The following is a 21,236-nucleotide window of genomic DNA, read 5'->3' as shown; positions in this document are numbered from 1 at the left end:
TATGGGTTGTTTGACGGGTTCGGTGAAAGTGGTCGAGAACCGTGCCGGCCGGCCATAGAGTCGCAGGTCACGGAGTCTGCTCCCCGCGCATGCGGGGATGGTCCTCAGTGAGCCTCCGCCAACTTGCCATCGCTGGCCAAGGGGCTGGTGTGACGGTCTTTCGGGGTGCTCGTGCTGGTCGTGGGCAGCAGTCTGAGGAGTAGATCGTCTGTCAGCGGTGAAGTCGAGGTGCGTCAATGCGGCAGTGATCCGAGGCGGCCGACGAGGGACCTGAGGTTTCCTGTGACGGTTGCCGTTACGTGCCCCTGATCTTCAGCAGCTTCTTTCGGCGCGATCTGTGGGGTGTGTGTCGTAGACGCCATCACACCGGATCCCCGAGGGTGGAGGCGTGAAGGAGCGCAGCATTGTTTTCGTGATCTACGAGGGGTTTCAGCCGCTCGACCTCGTCGGCCCGCACGAGGTGTTCCAGCACGCCGGGCAGCTGGCCGGCGGTTATCGCTGCCTGGTGGCGGCGCCTCATTCCGGGCCGGTGTCGGCGGCGAGTGGGCTTCCGGTCCACGCCGGGTACGGGGTGGACGAGGTGGATCCCGAGGGTGTCGACACTCTGGTTGTGGCCGGTGGCAAGGGAGTCGACCAAGCGCGCCTCGATGTGGGGCTGACCGGGTGGATCCGAGAGGTAGGGGCGAGTGCCCGCCGTGTCACCTCAGTGTGCAGCGGGGTGTTCCTGCTGGCCGCCGCCGGACTCCTCGACGGGCGCAGGGTCACCACCCACTGGGCGCGCGAACAGCAACTCATCCGGGAACATCCGGGTGTTGAAGTCGACTGCGAGCCCATTTTCATCCGGGACGGGCATGTGTGGACGTCGGCCGGTGTCACCGCTGGAATGGATCTCGCCCTCGCGCTCGTCGAGGACGACCTGGGGCGGGACGTCGCCCATGCCGTAGCCCGCGAGATGGTCATGTTCCTGCGCAGGCCCGGCGGTCAGTCCCAGTTCAGCGTGGCACTGTGGTCGAAAGAGCCCGCGACCGACCCGATCCGTGCCGCGGTGTCGGCCATACACGCCGACCCCGGCGCCCGGCACGGAATCGCCGACCTGGCGCAGAGCGCGCGGCTGAGCCCGCGACATCTGCAGCGCCGGTTCACCGCCGAACTGGGGACGCCGCCCGCCTCGTACGTGGAGCGGGTACGTATCGAGGCCGCCCAGCGCGCGCTCGCTGAGGGCGGCGACCCGGTCGAGGCCATTGCGCGGCACTGCGGGTTCGGCACCGCCGAGACGCTGCGCCGCACCTTCCACCGTCACCTGGGCATCGCGCCCTCCGATTACCGGGCACGGTTTCGGTCCACCACCACCGCCCATGCGGAACTGCAACAGGAACAGGAGCATTCATGACCACCTACGGGCTGCTGATCTTCAACGATGCCGAGGAGCTGGACTTCGTCGGCCCCTGGGAGGTGTTCACCGTGTCCTCGATGCTGCGCGACGGTGTGGACACCGCCATCCTGATCTCCGAAAAGTTCGAGCCCGTGCGCTGCAGCAAGGGCATGCGCGTCCTGCCCGACCACACATTCGGCGACCACCCGCCCCTCGACGTGTTGCTGGTCCCCGGTGGACGCGGGGCTCGCGAGACGGAGCCGCACAACCCGGTCGTCACCGGCTGGATCGCCAAGACCGCGGCACAGGTCTCCTGGGTCAGCAGCGTGTGCACCGGCGCGGTGCTCCTGCACGCCGCCGGGCCCGCGCGCGGGCGGCGCGTCGCCACCCACTGGAGCTACGAGGACGCGCTCGAAGCGCACGGTGACGTCACCGTCGTCCGCGACGCCCGCTACGTCGTCGACGGCAACCTGCTCACCAGCCAGGGCGTGTCCGCCGGGATCGACAGCGCCCTGTGGCTGGTGGGCCGGTTGCACGGGCGCGAGCACGCCCGCGCGGTGCGCCGGTACATCCAGTACGAGCCCGCGCCGCCCTACCTCGCCGACGAGCCCATCGTCGGCTGACCGCTCCTGGCCGGCCGCGCTCGGCGCCGTCGACCGACTGCGCCGAGCACCACGCCCACGGCGAGGAACGCGGCGAGCCCGCGCTTGCGAACAGCCCGCGGAACAGATCGTCCGTCAGCGATTGACTCGCCGGTTCCTGCTCGAGGTAGCCGGACGGCCGCTGGATCCCGAGTTGCTGGAACGGCGCTGTCACGTTGTTGGCTGCGTGGGCCTCTGACGAAGCGTCGGAGCGTGGTGGGGTCCGGGGTTCGGGCTGGTGTTCAGGCTTGGGCGGGCTGGTCGGCGGCGCCGGTGGCCTGGTCCCACATGGCGAAGCGGATGGTCATCGCGGTGCGGTATCAGGTGGCGGTCATCAGGTGGCGGCGGGGTCGGAAGCGGGGTGAGATGCCGCTGAACGCGGACAGGAACCGCTGGGCCCGCCGCTACTGTGGAAGCCCTTCATGGCGCGTTCCCGCTGCCTTATGGGTTGGTGGCTGTTCTCCGCCCGGTTGTTCAGACCCTTGTGCGAGCGATGTTCCACCGAGGGCATGACCTCGCGGTGGGCCGCGCCGTAGGAGCGGAGCTTGTCCGTGACGACCACCCGCGGCACCGTACCGGTCTTCTTTATCAGTCTGCGGAAAAACACCTGGCCACAGCCTTGTCCCGGCGGTTCTGCGCCAGGATGGCCAGCACGTTGCCGTCCTGGTCGACAGCCCGCCACAGGTACCGCTGCTCGCCGTTGATCCTGATGAAGACTTCATCCAGCTGCCGCTTGCCCCCAGACCGAGGCCGCCGACGGCGCAACGCGCCTGCGTACTGCTGCCCGAACTTCGCACACCACCGCCGCACCGTCTCATAGGAGACGGACACGCCGCGCTCGAACATCAGCTCCTGGACCTCGCGGAACGACAGCGGGAAGCGGTAATACAGCCACACGCAGCGGGAGATGACCTCGACCGGGTACCGGTGCCCCTTGTACGACGGCGCCGCGCTCCCCATGGACAACCCCTCCCAGCAAGATCAACCAGAAGATCATCCCACCCGCCCAGCCGACGTGACAGTGCCCCACCGATCCCAGGCGACCACGGACGCCGTCTGAAATCACACAAACCGGCCGCTACGAAACTCGGGGCAGCCCAACTCCAAGAAACCGGGGTCAGCTCATGGTGAGGTGACGGTGCAGACCTGCGTAGCACTGTTCTGCGGAACTCAGGAAGGGCGGGTGACCAGAGTGACGCCACGCATCTGCGCGCGTGGAGTACCGTGCTCGTCCCACAGAGCGATGTCGCAGGTCAATTCACTGCTTCGGACCGACACCGGGCGTACCGAGCACCGCACGGGGCCAGGGGCCGGGCCGGTGGCGTGGAGCAGGTAGTCCTCGACACCCATGGGCACAGTGATGCGTTTCCATGTGTGCTCGACCCACAGCACCGCGGTCTGCAGCGCCCCGTCCATGGCTGCCACATCGGTGTGCCAGGGCTCCCGGGGCCAGTCCGCCTCGCGCAACCCGCGCACCGTGGAGTGGGCACCGGCGCGGCCCAGGATCCGGATGCGTTCGATGACCTGGAAGGAGGGGCCGTGGAAGAGGCTCCGGGCAGCGTAGGGAGCGCATATGCCCGTGCCCGTGTCGTCGTCCGCGACGTCGAAGTCTGGTGGCTCGGGCAGGCATGGATCGACCGGGAGCAGCGCACGATAGGAGGGGGCCGGCCCGTACTGGCTGAGGTGCGCGACACGCGAACCGTCCGACGCGCTGTCGACGCGCAGGGCCACGACGAGGGGATGGCCGCGCCCGCCGGCTTCCAGTGCCATGCGTCGCAGGACCTCGAGGTCGGTGAGGCGGCGGCCGCAGGTGGCCCTCAGGATCCACTCTGCGCCGAGTACCAGGGGGATGACTGGTGTGCCGTCGATGGCGTGGTCGAGGAGATGCGGGTGGCTGTCACGGGAGACGACGACGTCGCCTGCCGTGGTGCGGCGACGGACGATGCCTCCGGACGGACCGGGGTACAGCGCAGTCGGTGAAATCAGCACGCGGTTGCCGGCGGGAGCTTCCAGTTCGTGGACGAACGCCTGAGCACCGGCGGGAACGGGGATGAGGGCGAGGCCCTGCCGGCGGAAGTGGTCAGCGAGATCCGGAGTGACCATCCCGCCCTGCCAGGGACCCCATGCGATGGCCTTGACGCGGCAGCCAGGCCGTTCGGCCGCCTGTGACATGGCAAGGTGCTCCAGAGCCTCGTTGGCCATGGCGTAGTCGCACTGTCCGGCGTTGCCGGTCCAAGCGCTGACGGAGGAGAAGAGGCACAGCAGGTCGAGCGGATCGTCACCGACGGCGTCGAGCAGGGCCAGCAGTCCGTGCACCTTCGTGCCCAGCACGCGGGCGAACTGTTCGTCCGTCTTCTCGGCGATCTCCTTGTCCGCGATGACCGCGGCCCCGTGGATGATGCCGGTCACTGGTCCCCACGCGGCGTGAACGTCGTCCACGACTTGCCGCAGCGCCTCCCGGTCGGTGGTGTCGGCGGTGTAGTAGCGGGCCTGGGCCCCTGCTTGCCGCAGGGCGTGCAGCGTGGCGCGGATCTCGCGCGAGGCCAGGACCGCCCTCGCTTGGGCTCGGACAGCGGCAGGGGACGGCCCGGCGCCGCCGTTGCGGGTTCGCGCCTGGTGGAGCAGGGCCCGGTACATCTCACCTTCACCATGTGTCTCGCGCAGGGCCGGGCTCTCCTCCTCCAGGGGGGTCCGGCCGATCAGGGCCAGACGGGGCCGGTGCGCCGCAGCCAGGTGCCGCATGCACGCGGCGGTCACGCCTCGTCCGCCACCGGTGACCAGAAGCACGGAGTCGGGTCCCAGGCCCCGGAAGGTGGACGCGGTCGGCTCGGTGAACGGGGCTGCGGTGGTCCCCAACAGGACCCGTGTGCCGTCCTGGCGCAGACCGACGTTCGGTTCGTCGCCTCCCTCTAGCAGCTCGTCGGCCAGCCGGCGGGCGGTGACCCGCGGGTCGTGCGGGTCCCGGGCACAGTCGACGGCCTTGACTGTGGCACTGGGCCACTCCAGGGCTGCCGTCCGGGCCAGCGGGGCAAGACCTCCGAGGATCGGTTGGCCACTCGTGCCAGAGACGGCGAACTCTCCCCCGGTGTCCTGCACCACGACGAAGACCCCGCTGCTGCGGGCGGCGTGTGCGGCGATGCGCCGGGCCACGGTGAAGGCGTCCTGCAGTACGGCCAGGGCCGACTCGGTGCTGGTGACCGCACGAAGCCCACCGAGGTGGAGCACGGCTTCCGCGTCGGACGGCACCTCGTCGACGACACACGCGGACTGGCCGCGTGCTGCGAGGATGTCCACCAGGGCGGGTGCCACGCCCGCACCGTCGTCGGTCACTCGTAGGGTACGACCGAACAGACCGGGCAGACGGAAGCCCGGTGCCGGAGCCTCGGCGCAGTGGTGCACGATCCGCAACAGAGGGGTGTTTGGATCGCTCTCCGAGTCGTCACCGTCGTCGGACGCCGTGCCACTGGCTTGTGCGCGGGATCCGCGGGCTGTGGCGAACCGTGCGGCGATCTCACCGACGGTACGCAGTCTGGTCAGGTCGGCGGTGTCGACATCAGGCAGGTCCGGTACGTCCGAGCGGATCCGTGCCAGCATCTGGACACGCTTGATGGAATCGACGCCCAGATCGGCCTCCAGGTCCATGGTGGCGTCGAGCATTTCGCGCGGATAGCGGGTCTGCTCGGCCACGATCTGCAGAAGCCGATCCTCGATGCGCCGCACCGACACGTCGGCGGAACCCTCCGGGGACACGGACTCGCCGGACGCAGAAGCCGGCGTGGCCATGGTGACCGGTGCGGGTCCGGGAACCGGGCCGGGGGCGGGAGACACTGCTTGTGTGGAAGTCGCCTGCGAGTACTGTGCTGCTGCCTCAGCGGGCGCCCGCGAGACCACAGCGGCGGACTCAGGCTCGGGCGGCAGCCCCGGCTCGGGCGGCACAAGCGGCTCCGGCTCGGCTGACAGCATCGGCTCCTGCTCGGCCGCCGACAGCGCGAAGAGGTCATCGGCCGCGGGGCCGGGGGGCACGACTGTTCGGCCCAGTGCCGAGGTGAGCCCGTTCAGTGAGGATTCGGCTGTCCGCATGAACGCCATGTGACTCTCGGCCATGGCCCGGTTGTAGGCGGAGTGGGCTTCACTGTTGTGGTGCTGGACTTGTTCGAAGGTGCTGAGCCAGTGGTACATCGCCGTGCTATGCACGGCAACGGCCTCGCCCGCAGGTACCGCAGCCTGCTCGGCGGCAGACCGGGCCGCGCAGTGCGACGGCGTTTCTTCGAAAGCCTGCGGAGAGGGCTGGGCGGCACAGGGCGAGGGTGGGCCTCCCGTGTCGCTTCCGGAACGCGGGTCCGCTGCGGGAAGTGCGTCCGCACCACCGGGCGGTGGGTAGGGGCGCTTGTAGTTGGTGCCGAGGATCTCGGTGGCCATGGCGGACTTCTCCTTCGGGAGCCTCAGGTGGGCTGGATCATAGGACGTCCAGAGTTCGTCGAAGTCGAGACGCACACCGGCGGCCGCGAGTCGGCCCAGCGCCGTGTGGAAGGCGGTGACGCCGTTGCATCCGCGTCGGTCCAGGCTCACCGCCAGGTGGGGGCGGTCAGCGAGGATCTGCCCGACCAGGCCGCTCAGGGCCGAGCCGGCACCGACTTCGACAAAGGTGCGGACCCCGGCCGCGTACATCGACTCGATACCGCGGGCGAAGTGCACGGGCGAGACGAGGTGTTCGGCCAAGCGGTCGCGGATACGCGCGGCGCCGGCGGGGTAGATGCCTCCGTCCTTGTTGGCGTACACGGGCAGGTGCGGCGAGGCGATCGGCGTGTTCTCGAGGCAGGCAGTGAACGGCTTGACCGCCGAGGCGACCAGGGGACTGTGGAAGGCGGCCGATGCCTGTAGCCGGTGCGTCGAAAATCCGGCCTGCCGGGCCTCCTGCTCGGCCCAGGTGATGGCTTGGACGCTGCCGGACAGCACTGTCTGGGTGGGGCTGTTGAAGTTCGCCACCCAGATCTGCTGACCGCCGAGCCGCGTCAGGAGGTCGTCGACGCCGCCGACGGCGCCGGTCAGGGCAAGCATGGCGCCCTCTGTACGGGCAGCCGCCGCCATCAGTTCACCGCGGGCGGCGGCGAGGCGCACGAGGTCCGTCTCGCCGTAGACACCGGCGGCGTGCAGTGCCACCAGCTCGCCGAAGCTGTGCCCGATGACGCAGTCCGGAGACAGTCCGAGCCGGGTCAGCAGCCGCAACTGGGCCATCTGCGCCACAGCGAGCGTCGGCTGGGCCCAGCGTGTCCCGGTCAGCAGCGTCTCTTGGGCGCGGGCCTCCTCGTCGGTGAACGCCGGCGGAGGGAAGACCACGTGGTGTATGGCGGCGCCGTCCGTCTGCAGCCAGGCCGTCCGGTCCCAGGCATCGAGTGCTTCCGGGAAGGTCATCGCCAGATCGGCGCCCATGCCGAGGTACTGGCTGCCCTGCCCGGAGAACACGTAGGCGAGGTCGCCGGGCGCGTCGGCGGTGGCGGGCCGACCGTCGAAGTGGACCTTCCCGCCGGGCAGGCTGAAGTGCGTCCTGCCGGCCTCGACGGCGACCGCGGCCCGCCGGATGTTCTCCTCCAGGTCCGCCGCGTCGGAGCAGATCAGGGCGAGCCGGACGGCGGCTGTGGGGTCGAAGCGGTGTTGGCCGGCACGGGCGGCGTCGGCCAAGGTGGCGTGGTCCCGGTGCAGGCGCCTCGCCCGCCGCAGGAGTTCTTCCGTGCTGTCGGCGTCGACAACGACGAGTTCGCTGGGGGCGCTGCGCAGTCGCCAGGTGGTGCCGCCAGTAGCACCGCGGCGGCTCTGTGACTTGCCGCCCGCAGGGCCGGAACACGCGCGGGAGGCGGGACGGTACTCCTCGAGTGTGAGGTGGAAGTTGCTGCCGCCGAATCCGAAGCTGCTCACCGAGGCCCGGCGCGGGTGGTCGTCCGCGCGGACCCAGGGGCGGGCCTCGGTGTTCAGGTACAGCGGGCTGGAGGCCAGGTCGAGACGCGGATTGGGCCGCTTCACCTTGATGGTGGGTGGCAGGATCTTGTGGTGCAGGGCCAGGACCGCCTTGAGGAGGCCCGCGGCCCCGGCGGCGGACTTGGTATGACCGATCTGGGATTTGACGGATCCCAGCGCACACCACGGCCGATCCGTGCGCCCAGCGCCGGTGAAGACACGGCGCAGGGCTTCGAACTCGGTCGCGTCACCCACTGTGGTGCCCGTTCCATGGGCTTCGACGAGCTCGACGGTTCCCGGGCTGTAGCCGGCCATGTCGTAGGCGCGGTCGAGTGCGCGGATCTGGCCGGCAGCATCGGGGGCGTAGACGGCGCTGCCGCGCCCGTCCGAGGACGATCCCAGTCCCCTCAGCACGGCGTAGACGCGATCGTGGTCGCGTTCCGCGTCGCTCAGCCGCTTGAGGACGAACATCACCAGTCCCTCACCGAGCATGGTGCCGTCCGCGTCCTCGGAGAAGGGTCGGCAGTCGCCGCTCGGGGAAAGCGCGGTGGTCTCACTGAAGCACACATACATGGTCGGGTCGTTGAGGGTGTCGACGCCCCCTGCGAGCATGACGTCGGCCCGGCCCAGGGCCAACTGGTCCACGGCCACGGACAGGGCCGCCAGCGAGCTGGCGCAGGCCGCGTCGGTGGTGTGGTTGATGCCGTGCAGATCGAAGCGGTTGGCGATGCGGCCGGCCACGACGTTGCTGAGGAGCCCAGGGAAGGTGGCCTCCTGCCAGGGCACATAGTGGTCGGTGATCCGGTCGCACACCTGCTGGGCCTGCTGTTCCTCCACACCGCATTCGCGCAACGCCTTGAGCCATACCGGGCGCTGCAGGCGTGAGGACATGTGCGACGACAGCTCCAGCGCGCCGGTGCCGATCACCACCCCGGTCCGCTCCCGGGCCGACTGGGCGAAGGCGTCACCGAAAGCGTCGTGCAGGGCGCGTTCGGCCGCGACCAGCGACAGTAGCTGTGCGGTGTCGGTTGCCTCCAGGGTCGCCGGGGGGGTTGCGAAGGCCAAGGGGTCGTAGGCGACGGGTGGGAGGAACGCCCCACGCCGTGCGTACGTCTTGTCCGGCGCGGCCGGGTCGGAGTCGAAGTAGTCAGCCGGGAGCCAGTGCGTGTCGGGTACCTCCCTCATCTGGTCGCGTTTGTACAGGACGTCCCGCCAGAATCCCTCGATGCTCACGGAGCCGGGCAGGAGCGAACTGCAACCGATCACTGCGATCGACAGCGGTTCGGTGGCTGGGGGTACGGGTTCGGGCGGAGTGAGGGGCATGCAGTTACTCCTCGGTGGTGCAGGGTGCGCGCGAGCGCAGTGTCGCTAGGTGAGAGGCCGTGGTGGTGGCGAGAAGCATGTTCCGGGGACCTGGAGGCCGCTGGCGCGCAGTTGCTGGGCGCGGGTGACGTGTGCGGCGCCCTCCATGAGGTTCAGAGCGATCTGGGTGACTGTGCAGTTCTTCCGGTCGGCCATGAAGCCGTCCGAACGCCACCGGTTGAAGGCCCCGATGGCCGGACCGCACCAGATCTGGTAGTCCATGCGGCGCTGGGGATCACCGGCAATGGCCCATTGACTGGACAGGCCGAGGTACCAGCGGAAGACGAGCGCCATCCGGTGCTTGGCGTCGGCCTCGGCGCGTTCGAGCTGGCGGGGGTCACGCTCCTGCCAGAACGCGCGAGTGCGGTCCCACACCTCCTCCAACGGCATGCGCAGCACGTCACGTTCGAGACGCTCGCGCAGGGGGCGGGGAACCGCGTCGAGCGACGCGTGGTTGCGGTAGGTCTCGTACAGGCGGGCGGCCCGGCGGGCGAACATTGTTCCGCTGCTCAGCACCTGTACCCGCACGCCGAGTTCGAACATGTCGGCGGCCGGCGCCATCGCCACGTCCGTGACGTCTGCCTGTGAAAGCGCTTCTTTGGCGGGCTCGGAGAGTCCGGCCTCCGCCGCGAGTTGATTCACGGTGCCGGTTACCACGTAGGCGGCGCCCATGGCGAAGGCGGAGGCCACGGCCTGCGGGGTGCCCAGCCCCCCGGCGGCGCCCACCCGGACGTCGCGCGCGTATCCGAAGCGCCGGACGACATCGTCGTGGACCTGCAGGATCCGTGGCAGCAGGACGGTCAGAGAACGGTTGTCCGTGTGCCCGCCGCTGTCCGCCTCCACGGTGATGTCCTCGGCCACCGGAACTCGCGTGGCGATGTCCGCCTCGGAGGCGGTGAGGCGCCCGGACGCGACCAGTTCCCGCAGAATCTCGGCTGGGGCGGGTGCCATGAACTGTTCGGCGACCACCGGATGGGAGATTTTGGCAAGCAGACGGCTGCGCCTCACCACGCGGCCCGAGGGATCCGTGCGGAGCCCCGCCGCCGAACAGTGCACGACGGCGGGTGTGAGTCCCATGTAGGCGGAGGCCGAGATGCGTGGCACGCGACGTGCCACCAGCAGATCGGCCACCGTGTTCTCCAGGGCCGGCTCCGCCGGGGAGTGGATGAGGTTGACTCCCCAGAGACCGTCCGTGCCCAGCTGGTTCAGCAGTTCGGTCACCGCCTCTTCGACGCGGTGCAGCGGAAGCCCTCCCGCGCCGAACATACCGACCATGCCCGCGTCGGCCATCGCCCGGACCATCGCGGTGGTGGCGATGCCGTTTGCCATTTCGCCGCTCACGTAGGCGAAACGGGTTCGGTGGGCCCTCCGGAAGGAGGGTCCGCCGAGCCATTCCGGGAAGATCGGCGGAAAGCTGCCCACGCATGTGCACCCGGGTGGAATGCGGATTTGCGGATCACAATCCAACGTGACGCCCAGGGCGCCGTCGGCAGTACGGCGAAGCACGTAGACCGTGCTGCGTGGGGAAGCCACCGCGCGCACGACGGCCTCACTGGTGAACGGCTCGTTCGGATCGCCGGGCAGCTCGGAGGTCAAAGCCTGGGAGCGGGGCGTCATGGGTATCGCCATGGGAACCTCCTGAGCGAAGCGGAATCGGCAGCGGGCGTCGAACCGTCCCTGCGAAGTCGTCCGCAGGAGCTTCCCGGCGGGAGGAGGTGTCGGGGTTCCCGGCAGGTGACGTGCTCCTGGGAGGCGGCGTCGAAGGTGGATCCGGCATGTTCACGGGTCTTCCTCATGACGGGCAAAGACGTAGGGGACATGACGCGGGACGCGGAGCGTCAGGTGTGGATGTAGGCCCCGGGAGCTTGTTGGAGGACGGGGTGACGGGCGCTGCCGGTGGGTGGCGGGGTGCGCTGTGGGCCAGAGCGCTCGGCCAGCCAGTCCGCCCACAGGTGCCACCAGGTGTCATGGTGTTCGGTGGCGGCGGCAAGCCATGCGCGCGGACTCTCGGGCGGTCGCTGCTCGCTGGTCCAGTACCGTGCCTTGGGGTGGGGCGGGGCGATCAGTGCGGCGACGTGCCCACCCGGTACCAGGGCGAACCGTACGTCGCCTTTCAGCAAGGAAGCGGTGCGGTAGGCGGCCTGCCATGGAACGATGTGGTCGTCGGCCGCAGCGGACAAGAAGACGTCCTGGCGGATCTGGTCCGGCCGCAGTGTGCGTCCGGCGAGCTCGGCGGTGCCGCGGGCGAAACTGTTCTTCAGCCAGAGTTCCCGCACCACGTACTGCTGAGCACGGTGGGTGACGTTGACCGCATCCGCGTTCCACGCCAGTACGTCCATGGCCGGCGGTGGGTGCCCTTCCAGCCAGCGGTACGCCGCCGGCTGCCACACGAAGTCGTTGGCGCGCAGGAAGCGGAAGAAGGTGTCCAGCCAGCGGCCGCTGACATAGCCGTGCTGGGCGGTGAGGGCTTCGACGGCGGCCACGCCGTATTCCGCCAGAAGCGGGCCGAGGAATCCGTCCTGGGTCAGTTGGGTGAAATCGGTGAAGTCGACGAGGGTGTTCAGCGCGGTGACGCTGACCAGGCCCGGCATGTGGTCCTCTGGCAGCCACGCCGCCAGCATGAGCGCCAGCAATCCTCCCAGGCAGGCCCCGGCGACATTGACCTGTTCGGCACCGGTGATGTCTGTGATCACCTCAAGCGCCGACAGCAGCCCGGACCGCAGGTAGTCGTCGAACCCGACGTCGCACATGGCCTGGCCGGGGTTGCGGTAACTGATGGTGAAGACCGTGTGCCCGTGGTCGAGGAGCCACTCCGTGGCGCTCCGGCCGGGCGCCAGGTCCAAGCCGTAGTACTTGTTGATCCACGGCGGGCTGAACAGCATGGGAACGGCGTGAACCGTCTCGGTGCGAGGCTGGTACTGGATCAGCTCCATAAGGTCGTTGCGGAAGACGACCGCGCCCGCGGAAGCCGCCAGGTCCCGGCCTTTGACGAAGCCGCTGCCGTCGGCCACAGCCGGCACGCCGAGGTTTGCGACGAGGTCCTGGGCGAAGTAGGCGGCTCCTTGCAGCACACTGCTCCCGTTGGTGCTGCGTGCCCTGCGCAAGGCGGCTGGATTGCCCACCAGGAAGTTGGTCGGTGCTGCGGCGTCGGCCAACTGACCGGTCAGGAACTGCAGGAGCCGCCGGTCGTTCGGCTGTACCGGCAAGGCGTCCACCCACTCGCGCACCAGCCGGTCCGTAAGCAGGTAGGACTGTTCCATCAGGTGGAACGTTCGGCTGGTGTCCCAGGCCGGATCGCCGAAGCGCTGGTCCTTCGGCTTCGCGGGCACTACGGTGGCCCGCGGGTCCGTCGGCCCCCACAGGGCCGTGCTCACCGCTGTTCTGAGCAGGTCGGCCAGGAACTCGCCATCGGCGCGGAGCATGCTTGCGGCTGCGGTGAACGCGCTGCGATGCTGCGGACCGTCGTCGGGCGAACTGGAGAGCGGGTGTCCGATACCAGGCATGGCGCCTCCATGACGTTCCAGGCCGAGCCCGGGACGGCGTAGGTGGGACGTCGTCGGTCGACACTTCAGGCGGGCTGACGTTCGTCACGGACGAACGGCCCCAAAGCATCCATGAATTCCTCGTGGCATTCGATCAGCGAGGGATGCCCGGCGCCCACGATGACTGCCAGGCGCCCGTGCGGCAGCTGTCGCTGGGCCGCCACCGCCTGCCACACGGGGTAGATCTCGTCCGTCAACCCCCAGATGATCAGGGTGGGCACCCGAATGTCGTTCAACCGACCGACGAGGGAGTAGCGGGCGCGCTGCCCTGCCGGACCGTTGCCCAGCCGCACCGATTCGTAGGAGGTTTCCAGCAGTGTGCGGGATCGTGACAGCCTCAGTTGTGCAAGCCAGGTGTGGCAGGGCACTCGCCATGGCTGTCTCATCCCCAGGGCGGCGTTGAGCATGCTGAGCAGACCGCCGCCCGGCATCAGCAGGACGTTGATCACCAACTTCCCCACCGGCCGTGGTGTCAAAGCGGTGGCGATCACCCTGGGACCGACCGACCGTCCCAGTCCCGCCGAGTCGGCCAGGACCAGGCGCCGGACGCGATCGGGGTGGGCCAGGGCGAACTGGGCCACCAGCAGCCCGCCCAGCGAGTGGCCGACAGCGATGACCTCCCGTATACCGAGTTCGTCCAGGAACGACGCCATGAACCGGATCAACTGGGGCGGGTGAACGTCGTCCAGCGGACTGGTGTCCCCGTATCCCGGCAGGGCCAGCGCCACCACCCGGTGGGTGGAGGAGAGTTCCGCCATGATGTCCTGCCAGGCCCACACGCTGGTAGCGTTGCCGTGCACCAGGAACACCACCGGCCCGTGCCCGGCGTCCAGATACAACGTGGACAGCCCCTGCACCACCACCCGCCGCTTGCGTATCGCCCCGGTCAGCACTCGTCCGTTCGTTCCAACGGCCTCGCGCGTCGGCTCACAACCGTCCTGCCACTCGTGTGTCCCCGTCATGGAGAACCACCACCCTCCGTCGGCTTGCCGTCCCGAGGCCGTCAACCCTTCGCGGGCCGTATCCGCGGTCAGTCTCTTCTCGTCACCGATCACCGGCACGCCCCAGCTCCCGGCTCACCGCGTGTATCGAACACCGGCGCAAGGCTGTCGGCATGACGACTGGGATCCCGTCGCGATCTGGTGCAGGACACGGCATCTCAGACCCTCCGTACCCGACGGGCATCGCCATCGAGCACCCACCACGAGTGCACCGCAAGTCGGCTGACGTCGCAATCCTTCCTACAGGGCGCTCAAGAGCACTCGATTCCCTCTGCGCCAGGCGCACACGCCGGGCGCAGTGGCTGAAGCACCGTTCCACGACGTCGTGCCGCTTGTAGAGCTGCTTGTCGAAGGCCGGTGGGCGCCTGACTGCCGCACCGGGCCCGGTTGCGGATCCGGTCGGCCCGCTCGGGCATTGTGTGAGGGATGTCCCGCCAGTGAGACCAGGTGCGGAGCGCCTTCGAACCGTAGCCCGTGTCGCCGATAACATGATCCGGCCGGAGCCGGACCGGTGCGGGGCACCCGGATCCCCGTCCAGGAGCGTGGTGAGCTGGGAGCAGCCGTTGGACGTCATCGACTTCCTCCAGCCGCCAGCTCGTGATGCCCAGCAGCATCCCGTCCAGCGGCCCGCCGATGAGCGCGGTGTACGTCCGGTGCGGCAGAGGGCCGGGATTGGAGTCGCCGTGATCGCGAGCCGTAGACCCGGCCGCGCAGCAGCTGCTCGTCACCGTTGTCCATCCGTCCATCCTGCCAGCCACCATCGACAGCGCGGCCGGGATGGCTGGCGGGCCCGGGTGAGGCCGGGCCCGCTGTGCTCACCGCGCCTTCGGCAGCGCGGCCGGGGCGCGGCGTTCCTCGCCGCGGCCGTTGTCGACGACCCGCCACACTGGACCGTCGGCCCCGTCGCGGGTCAGCAGGGGCAGGGTCGTGGTCGCCACGGTGAGCTGGTAGCCCACGTTCGAGAGGCGGCAGGCGCGGTTGTGGAAGACGGCCTCTCTCGTGCCGGGGCCGTACGGCGCGGGGCCGGGGCGAAGACGAACAGCAGTGGCGGGAAGGGCCGGTCCAGGTACGGCCCGGCGCAGAACCCGGTCCGAGCGCATCCGAGCGAGCACCTGGACCGGCAGGTCCTTCAGCAGGAACGCCAGACGGGGTGCGTCATATCCGGCGTCCGCGACGATGAGGATGTCCGGGTCACCCGTGTGCCACTGCCCGGCGGTGATCAGTCGCTCGAGTAGATCGCGCAGCTGCCGGGCGGTGACGGTGGCGGTGTCGTCCCCGGGTGCCAGACGGAGTGCGTCCAAGGGCGCGGTCCATGAGTTGCGGCCGGGCTCGAGCGCGCAGACAAGGGAGTACGGCCAGCCAGGGACAGGGATGTGCTGGTCCTTGCCCCGTCCGTAGGTGTGACACAGGATCCGTTCCGGCGAGGTGTGGGCGTCGGGCCGTAGCCAGCAGGTGACATCGATGGCCAGGACGAGCCGGCCGTCGGCAGCCCGCGGGAGCGGCACCTCGGCCAGTGCTTTCCGTAGTCGGCCGGCATCGACCCTTCCATGGGCCACCGCGGCGTAGAGTCCGCCGTGGCCGCGGCGGTGTTCGCCCACCAGCGACAGTTCGGCCGGCGACCTCACCGGCCCGTCGCCGCACAGAACAGCGTCAGCCAGCTCGAACAACGCGTCCGAACGAGCGGTGAGACAGGAGTGGAACTCGCCCCGGAAGCATGACAGTTCCGCCAACGGCTCTCGCCGGGCATCGTGATGCAGCAGACTCATCCTCACGGCCTTCGTGCTGGACGTGTGTGTTCCTTGGTCGGAGCACATGTTCAGACGAAGGCCGCTTTTGTGTACGGCGGTTACCGAACCGGGTGATCAAGTTCGATGCACCATTCGACCCTGGGGGTCAAGGACGAAGTGAGAGATGGCCGCGACATAATCCGGACATGGGGATCGATCTGCAGTTGCACGACGGCCGTCCGTTCTGGCCCAGTCGGCGTTCAAAGCGCAGAGCCACTCTGATCCGGCAGTCTCACGAACACGGCGAGGCACTGGCTCAGCTGATCGTCAAGCTTCCCCGCAACACATCGGGCAAGCTCTGGACGGTCGACCCGTACAACGACACGATCTTCAACGAACAAGAGGCCGAGGCCGCACTTCGCGAGATCCCACATCTTCTGGAGTGTTGCACCGACGACTCCGAAGCTGAAACGGTTCGCGCCCTCGCCGCCTACTTGGAAGCCTGTGCCGCGACTCCCGGCAGTTACTTGGTCTTCGCTGGGGACTAACCAGGCCACCCCAGAGGTTAAAACCCAAGTTAGGGCACGTATCGAGTCGTGATCAATCTGCGGGATGTGCCTTCGTGGTACGGCTCGGTCCGATAGACCGTCTGACGTGACGCGAGTGCAACTGACCGACGCGGAGCGGGAATTCATCGAGCCCTACCTGCCGATCGGCGAGTACGGCCCGTACCCCGAACGGCTGCGGCAGCAGTTCGAGGGCGTGATCTGGCGATTCAAGACGGGCGGGCAGTGGCGGGAGATGCCGACGGAGTTCGGCGCCTGGTCGACCGTCCACAACCGCTTTCGGCACTGGCGTGACGCCGGCTGTGAGGTCGCTGTCCTGGAGGTGAGAGATCTGCAGAGCATTGCTGTCATGGAGCGTTATCTCGTGAGAGGTGATGCTGTCTCAGTTCTGTGGGTCCTGATCCGCTGGCTGGTGGGTGTTGGTGTGCTTGGGGGTGGATCAGGGAGACCAGGGCCCGGACCCGGAAGGAACGGGCGGTGATTCGAGTGGGGCTTTGCCGGCTGTGTCGATTCGGTCGTTGCGGGGACCGGCAGTGCGCCGACTGCTTGCCCTGCGGCGTGAGGAGAAGCTCACCACCACGCGGGTGAGGTCGGCGCCGGGCCGCGCCTCGTCTGTTTGTCTGTGTTTTCCGTGTTGGCCGAGGTGGAGCAAGTCGTTGGCGGGGGCGGTTGTCGGGCCGGGTGGTCACGCATGTAACCGGTACGGGCTTTGCGGGGGTCATGCGAATCGGTTCGCTGCTGCCGGGCCTGTGGAAGGAGAAGGATCATGTATGAGTCTTCACGCCCGCGCCGGTTGCCGGGCCGCGCAGGGGGCCGGGTGGCCGCCGTGGCGCTGGCGGTACTGGCCGCGGCAGGCAGTTCCCTCACTGTCGGCCACGCCGTGGCAGCGCCGTCAGTTGCGGCGCCGTCGGCCGCGGCGGCGGTGGGCGAGGCGGAGCCGCCACTGACCTGCCCGTCCGCGGCCTGCCGCCGCATCTCCACCCAGCTGGGCCGTCCCGGTGCCACGGCCCTGGACAGTACGGGGCAGAACCTGTATTTCATCGACGGGAGTATGCAGAGCGACAGCCTGTACCGGTTCAATATGCGCACCGGTGAGAGGGAATGGGATCCGATCGCGACCGGCGTCGGGGACAGCATCGCGCTGGCGGACGACCATACCGCCTACACCACCCGTAGCTGGTCCGGCGAGCTGTGGCGGGTGGACCTGGACACCGGACGCAAGACGGAGATTGTCACTCTGGACAAGCCCTATGACATCGCCCTGGACGGCAAGGGCAAGGCCTATGTCACGACCCAGGGCAATTCCAAGGCCCTGTACGAGGTCGATCTGGCCACCAAGCAGGTCTCCGAGGTCTACGTCTCGTCCCACGGCCTGTCGGCGGTCGCCCTGGACGGTAAAGGCAACGCCTACGTCACTGAACTGGGCAGCAACACTCTCTACCGTGTCTCGCTGGAAACCGGCCGCAAGACCGAAATCACCGAAGGCGTGAGTCACCACAAGCTCAGCCTGGACCGCGCGGGCCGGATCTACTACATGGCCGGTGTGGACGGCGGTTCCCTGTACCGCGTCGATCCTGCCGCACCTGCTCCGGCGCCGGAGCAGGTGGCCACCGGCCTCGGCACTTTTGCGTACACGGTGACCTTCGACGACACCGGCGCGGCCCTCGTCACTGAGTGGATGACCGGGACGCTGTGGCGCATCACCCACCTCCAGACGCCAGGAAGCCAGAGTCACAGTGCCACGGTGGTCTCCGCCAACGACGGCCAGGTCACGCCCGGCGGTTTCCCCAGCTCTGCGGTCAGGGTGACCAACACCGGTAAGGACACCATCGGCAACACCTCCACCGGCACCCCCACCCTCGGCGATCCCGCCTACGCCACCGGCGACAGCCAGCACACCGTCACAACCAACACACCCTGACAACCAGCACCAGCAGAGGGGCAGCCCCCTCCCGCCCCACACGCTGTACTCAACAACGCCAGGGCATCCTCGAGGGACTGTGTCAGGTCCCTGCATGACAGGCCGACCGGTCTGTCATGCACTTCAGTGAGCTCTTTCAGAGTGGCCACTGATCGGGTGACGCGCCGGTGTCCCGCAACGCACGAGGCTCCTGTGCCGTTGAGAGAGGTGTTCGACGCCTCAACTCATCAGCCCAGGAGCCTCCTTGGTTTTCTATCCTGCCGCACTCGCCCTGCCGCATGCCCTGGTCGAGTGGGTATCCATGCTCATCGTCACCGGTGAGGGTGACCGCCGCTGCAAGCTCCCGCCTCACCAGCGTGCCCTCGTGGGCCTGGTCTACCTTCGCCGGTACGCCACGCTCACGCAGATCGCCGCCGGCTTCGGCATATCCGTCGGCACCGCCCACGCCTACGTCACGGCCGTCATCGATCACCTGTCCCACCGGGCACCCGGACTGCTGCGGGTCCTGCGAGAGGCCGACCCTGATCACGTTCTGTGCGATGTGCTGGGTTGGTGTCAGTGGAGCGGGGTCAGTGATGGCGTGTCAGGCCGGTGCGTTGTCGCTGGTCGGGTGTTGAACGAGGGCGTGGTCACTGACACGGGGCGGTACCTGGGGCGGGCGTGGCTGGCATAGGGCGGTACACCCCACTCCGCTTCACTGTCTTGAGAACGGCACTTCTGATCCTTCCGAGGGCTGCGCGGCGGCACGGTGGTCCGTGTCGGTTTTTGTGCGGGCGGAAGGGTGCGGGGTGGGGGAGCCGGGCGCGTGGGGTGAGGTCGCGGCGGGGCTGAGGGTGTCCAGACCGGTGCTGGTGGCGCGGCTGCTGGAGCTCGAGGCTGTGCAGTCTCAGCAGGAATGCATGACGGGTCGGAATGGGGCTCTCTGACCTGCGGGGATGCATTTTGCGAGAAAGGGGCGAATCGGCGACTCTCGGTCGTTGCCGCTCGTTGCATGGCTCTGAGCTGGGCGGCTGCATTTTCTGAGGGAGGCTGCAGAAGTATTGAGGCGACGCTACTGGTGGCTACACCGGGACGGGCGGCGTACGCCGGCCGTTCTCATGCCGTGGTGGACCGCCCGGGACGGGCGGTGCCGTGCGCATTCCGTTGTTGCACGTTTGCTGCTCTTCGCTGAGGACGCGCCTCGGCACACCTTGGGCGGCACGGGCGCGTGCATCGTGAGGTTCGCCGGCGATTTTCGTGGTGGCGCAGATCTGACGCGCCAGGGCCAACGGTGCCGCAGGCGCCCGAAGTGGTCGATCCGGAGAAGGCGGTCAAGCGCTCTGGCGGTACACGCGGCCTGTCGGGGCTCAGAGCGCGGGGATGCGGCAGCCGCCATGCTGCGGTGTGCGGCCCTGCGCAACGTGCGAATGGAACGCAGGGCCGCAGCCGCCAGTCCTGTCGAGAAGCGGCCTTCCGCCAGACCGTACGACAACTGGCAGGACACAGTGCGCTGAGCCCGGCTGAACGGGCGCGTCAGGCCTCCCCGCTGAGAGAGATACTGCCCGTGCCCCGTCTTGCCGAACTCCTTCGTCCGGGCCAGCGGGTGCCCGTACGGGGTTCCAAAGCCTGACGCGCGGACCGAAGCCGCACGCCAGGTCGGCTCCACCGAACCTGCGGCCGAGGGGCGAGAAGGTACGCCGCAGACCCAACGGTCCGAGCCGCTGGAGCCCAACGCGTCCCGCAGCCGTGAAAACCGCTGCGCAGCTGTGCCGATGCTGCGATCATCGGCGGATGCTGGTCACACCCATACCCGGCGCGCACCGGGAGAACGTCCTGAAGACCATGCGATCCGTGCACATGGCCGCCGGGAACATCAACGGTGGCCAGTTCGGTGCTGCCTATGGGCGCCTTCTCGCGTATCTGGAGTGGGCGAACGAGTCCGTACGATTGCTCACTTCCCAGATCAGCACCCGCGACGTTGACCGGCTCGTACGGACGCGGACGCACCAGACGCTCCTGGACGGAGTGGGCCACCTCGCCGGCAGCGATCAGCAGAGGCTGGTCAACGGGATCGTCAGCCTGGAGATCGATCAGCGCGTCGCCGCTCTTGGGGAAGCCGTCGACGCCTTGCAGGACCAGATGGCCAAGTGGCCGAGCGAGCTCTCGCTCCTCGCTCCGGATACCAGCTTCTACATTCAGCATCCGACGAAGTTCGAGGACGTCGACTTCGCTGAGTTCACCGAGGCCGCCGGCCCGGTCCGGGTGCTGTTCCCGATGGTGGTCGTCGACGAGCTCGATCGACTGAAGGAGTCCAAGGACCGGCAGACGAGGTGGCGAGCCGGCCACACCCTCGCCGTCCTCGACCGGCTCCTCGACGAAGACTCCGCCAGCACTTCGCACGGCGTCGAGGTCATGTTCGACCTGCCTGGCCACAGCCGCCTTCCGATCCCTGACGACGAGATCGTTGACCGGGTGCTCGGAGCCAAAGCCATCGCGGCTGGGCCCATCCGGCTCCTCACCTACGACACCGGTCAGGCCATGCGGGCCAAGGCGGAAGGTCTCCCCGTCCTGAAGCTGCGCACCGACGCGGGCACGGGTGAGGAACCGAAGAAGTAGAGGGCCGGACAGCTACCCCGGCTGTCTCCCGCAAGCCGACGACAGGAACTGCTGGAAGAGCACGTCCGGGTTTTGGACAAACTGTTTGATCCGCTCGAAGTCACGACCGTGAAACCACTCGAAGACCCGGCCGCCGATGAGGTGCCCGTTCAGCACAAAGTGCAGGTTCGTGAGGATGGAGGCCTCCTGCTTGAACGCCTCGGTTCTCGTTCCAACCGGCGGGGAGACCCACCCGTCAACCAGCGCATAACCAAGGTTCCGCGCTTGGATCTCATAATTGTCGAACTGGCGCTCCGGGGCGCCAGTTGATCCCACCTTCACCACGGAGCGCAGGCCCTGGAAGCCGAGGACGTACAGCCGACCGCCCGGCATCCCCGGCTCTGGCAGCTCGACGCGCAGCCGTTCGCGCACCAGGTAGGAGGTCAGGAGGATCTCTCTGTGCCTGTCGGGGGGTCCCACGGCGGCATAGCTCCGCCTGCCAGCTCGGACATCGCCTTCGCGCGGGCCGCCTCACGGCCGATCTCCTCGGCCCAATCTTCCATCAGAACATAGTGGAA

At 68.4% G+C, this 21,236-nt stretch carries 10 protein-coding genes and 4 pseudogenes; 7 read left to right on the top strand and 7 right to left on the bottom strand.

Annotated features, from left to right (window positions below; genetic code table 11):
• The first annotated feature begins 388 nt into the window (after positions 1-388).
• Together ACWDZ4_RS21945 and ACWDZ4_RS21940 are read left to right on the top strand one after the other, a co-directional pair.
• The gene (locus tag ACWDZ4_RS21945; RefSeq protein ID WP_451510086.1) at positions 389-1,390 is read left to right on the top strand and encodes a GlxA family transcriptional regulator; all 1,002 of its coding nucleotides are present in this window, start codon (positions 389-391) and stop codon (positions 1,388-1,390) included.
• A complete protein-coding gene (locus ACWDZ4_RS21940; protein WP_451510085.1) occupies positions 1,387-1,995 on the top strand; it encodes a DJ-1/PfpI family protein in 609 nt (202 codons plus the stop codon). The genes ACWDZ4_RS21945 and ACWDZ4_RS21940 overlap by 4 nt, the downstream gene beginning before the upstream one ends.
• 260 nt (positions 1,996-2,255) lie before the next feature.
• Here the strand turns inward: ACWDZ4_RS21940 and ACWDZ4_RS21935 are convergent.
• The 6 genes and pseudogenes from ACWDZ4_RS21935 to ACWDZ4_RS21910 form a co-directional block, all read right to left on the bottom strand.
• Positions 2,256-2,973, bottom strand: a pseudogene (locus tag ACWDZ4_RS21935) (IS6 family transposase).
• A gap of 210 nt (positions 2,974-3,183) precedes the next feature.
• Positions 3,184-9,288 carry an SDR family NAD(P)-dependent oxidoreductase gene (locus ACWDZ4_RS21930; RefSeq protein WP_451510084.1) on the bottom strand — a complete coding sequence of 2,035 codons (6,105 nt, stop codon included), beginning with the start codon at positions 9,286-9,288 and terminating at the stop codon, positions 3,184-3,186.
• 45 nt (positions 9,289-9,333) lie between these two features.
• Positions 9,334-10,956 (bottom strand): PfaD family polyunsaturated fatty acid/polyketide biosynthesis protein, encoded by a 1,623-nt coding sequence (locus ACWDZ4_RS21925; protein WP_451510083.1) that lies wholly within the window; start codon positions 10,954-10,956, stop codon positions 9,334-9,336.
• Between the two features lie 209 nt (positions 10,957-11,165).
• On the bottom strand, positions 11,166-12,830 hold the full coding sequence (locus ACWDZ4_RS21920; RefSeq protein ID WP_451510082.1) for a PHA/PHB synthase family protein: 1,665 nt from the start codon (positions 12,828-12,830) through the stop codon (positions 11,166-11,168).
• 65 nt (positions 12,831-12,895) lie between these two features.
• Positions 12,896-13,930: an alpha/beta fold hydrolase gene (locus ACWDZ4_RS21915; RefSeq protein WP_451510081.1), complete on the bottom strand. Its 1,035-nt coding sequence runs from the start codon at positions 13,928-13,930 to the stop codon at positions 12,896-12,898.
• Positions 13,931-14,904: 974 nt separating this feature from the next.
• Positions 14,905-15,636 (bottom strand): annotated as a pseudogene (locus tag ACWDZ4_RS21910) (transposase); the annotation flags it as partial.
• Between the two features lie 167 nt (positions 15,637-15,803).
• Between ACWDZ4_RS21910 and ACWDZ4_RS21905 the strand changes: the two are divergent.
• The 5 genes and pseudogenes from ACWDZ4_RS21905 (at position 15,804) to ACWDZ4_RS21885 (ending at position 20,679) form a co-directional block, all read left to right on the top strand.
• On the top strand, positions 15,804-16,145 hold the full coding sequence (locus tag ACWDZ4_RS21905; RefSeq protein ID WP_451510080.1) for a hypothetical protein: 342 nt from the start codon (positions 15,804-15,806) through the stop codon (positions 16,143-16,145).
• A gap of 106 nt (positions 16,146-16,251) precedes the next feature.
• Positions 16,252-16,485: pseudogene (locus tag ACWDZ4_RS21900) on the top strand (transposase); the annotation flags it as partial.
• Positions 16,486-16,980: 495 nt separating this feature from the next.
• Positions 16,981-18,084, top strand: a complete 1,104-nt coding sequence (locus ACWDZ4_RS21895) for a Vgb family protein (RefSeq protein ID WP_451510079.1) — start codon at positions 16,981-16,983, stop codon at positions 18,082-18,084.
• A 244-nt stretch (positions 18,085-18,328) separates the two neighbouring features.
• Positions 18,329-18,625, top strand: a pseudogene (locus tag ACWDZ4_RS21890) (helix-turn-helix domain-containing protein); the annotation flags it as partial.
• 1,229 nt (positions 18,626-19,854) lie between these two features.
• Entirely contained in the window at positions 19,855-20,679 is an 825-nt protein-coding gene (locus ACWDZ4_RS21885; protein ID WP_451510078.1) for a PIN domain-containing protein, read from the top strand.
• 12 nt (positions 20,680-20,691) lie between these two features.
• On the opposite strand, the gene ACWDZ4_RS21880 is transcribed toward ACWDZ4_RS21885, so the two are convergent.
• Positions 20,692-21,138, bottom strand: coding sequence for a hypothetical protein (locus ACWDZ4_RS21880; RefSeq protein ID WP_451510077.1), 447 nt, complete (start codon positions 21,136-21,138; stop codon positions 20,692-20,694).
• Positions 21,139-21,236 lie beyond the last annotated feature (98 nt).

This window comes from Streptomyces sp. NPDC003016 (genome assembly GCF_053591455.1).
Note: the sequence above shows the minus strand (reverse complement) of the source record. Positions and strands in the feature narration are given on the sequence as shown.

What these genes read in the sequence shown, in the direction of transcription:
- ACWDZ4_RS21905 (WP_451510080.1), top strand. Translation starts at nt 15,804, where the DNA reads ATGGGGATCGATCTGCAGTTGCACGACGGCCGTCCGTTCTGGCCCAGT.
- ACWDZ4_RS21920 (WP_451510082.1), bottom strand. Translation starts at nt 12,830, where the DNA reads ATGCCTGGTATCGGACACCCGCTCTCCAGTTCGCCCGACGACGGTCCG.
- ACWDZ4_RS21940 (WP_451510085.1), top strand. Translation starts at nt 1,387, where the DNA reads ATGACCACCTACGGGCTGCTGATCTTCAACGATGCCGAGGAGCTGGAC.
- ACWDZ4_RS21885 (WP_451510078.1), top strand. Translation starts at nt 19,855, where the DNA reads ATGCTGGTCACACCCATACCCGGCGCGCACCGGGAGAACGTCCTGAAG.
- ACWDZ4_RS21930 (WP_451510084.1), bottom strand. Translation starts at nt 9,288, where the DNA reads ATGCCCCTCACTCCGCCCGAACCCGTACCCCCAGCCACCGAACCGCTG.
- ACWDZ4_RS21925 (WP_451510083.1), bottom strand. Translation starts at nt 10,956, where the DNA reads ATGGCGATACCCATGACGCCCCGCTCCCAGGCTTTGACCTCCGAGCTG.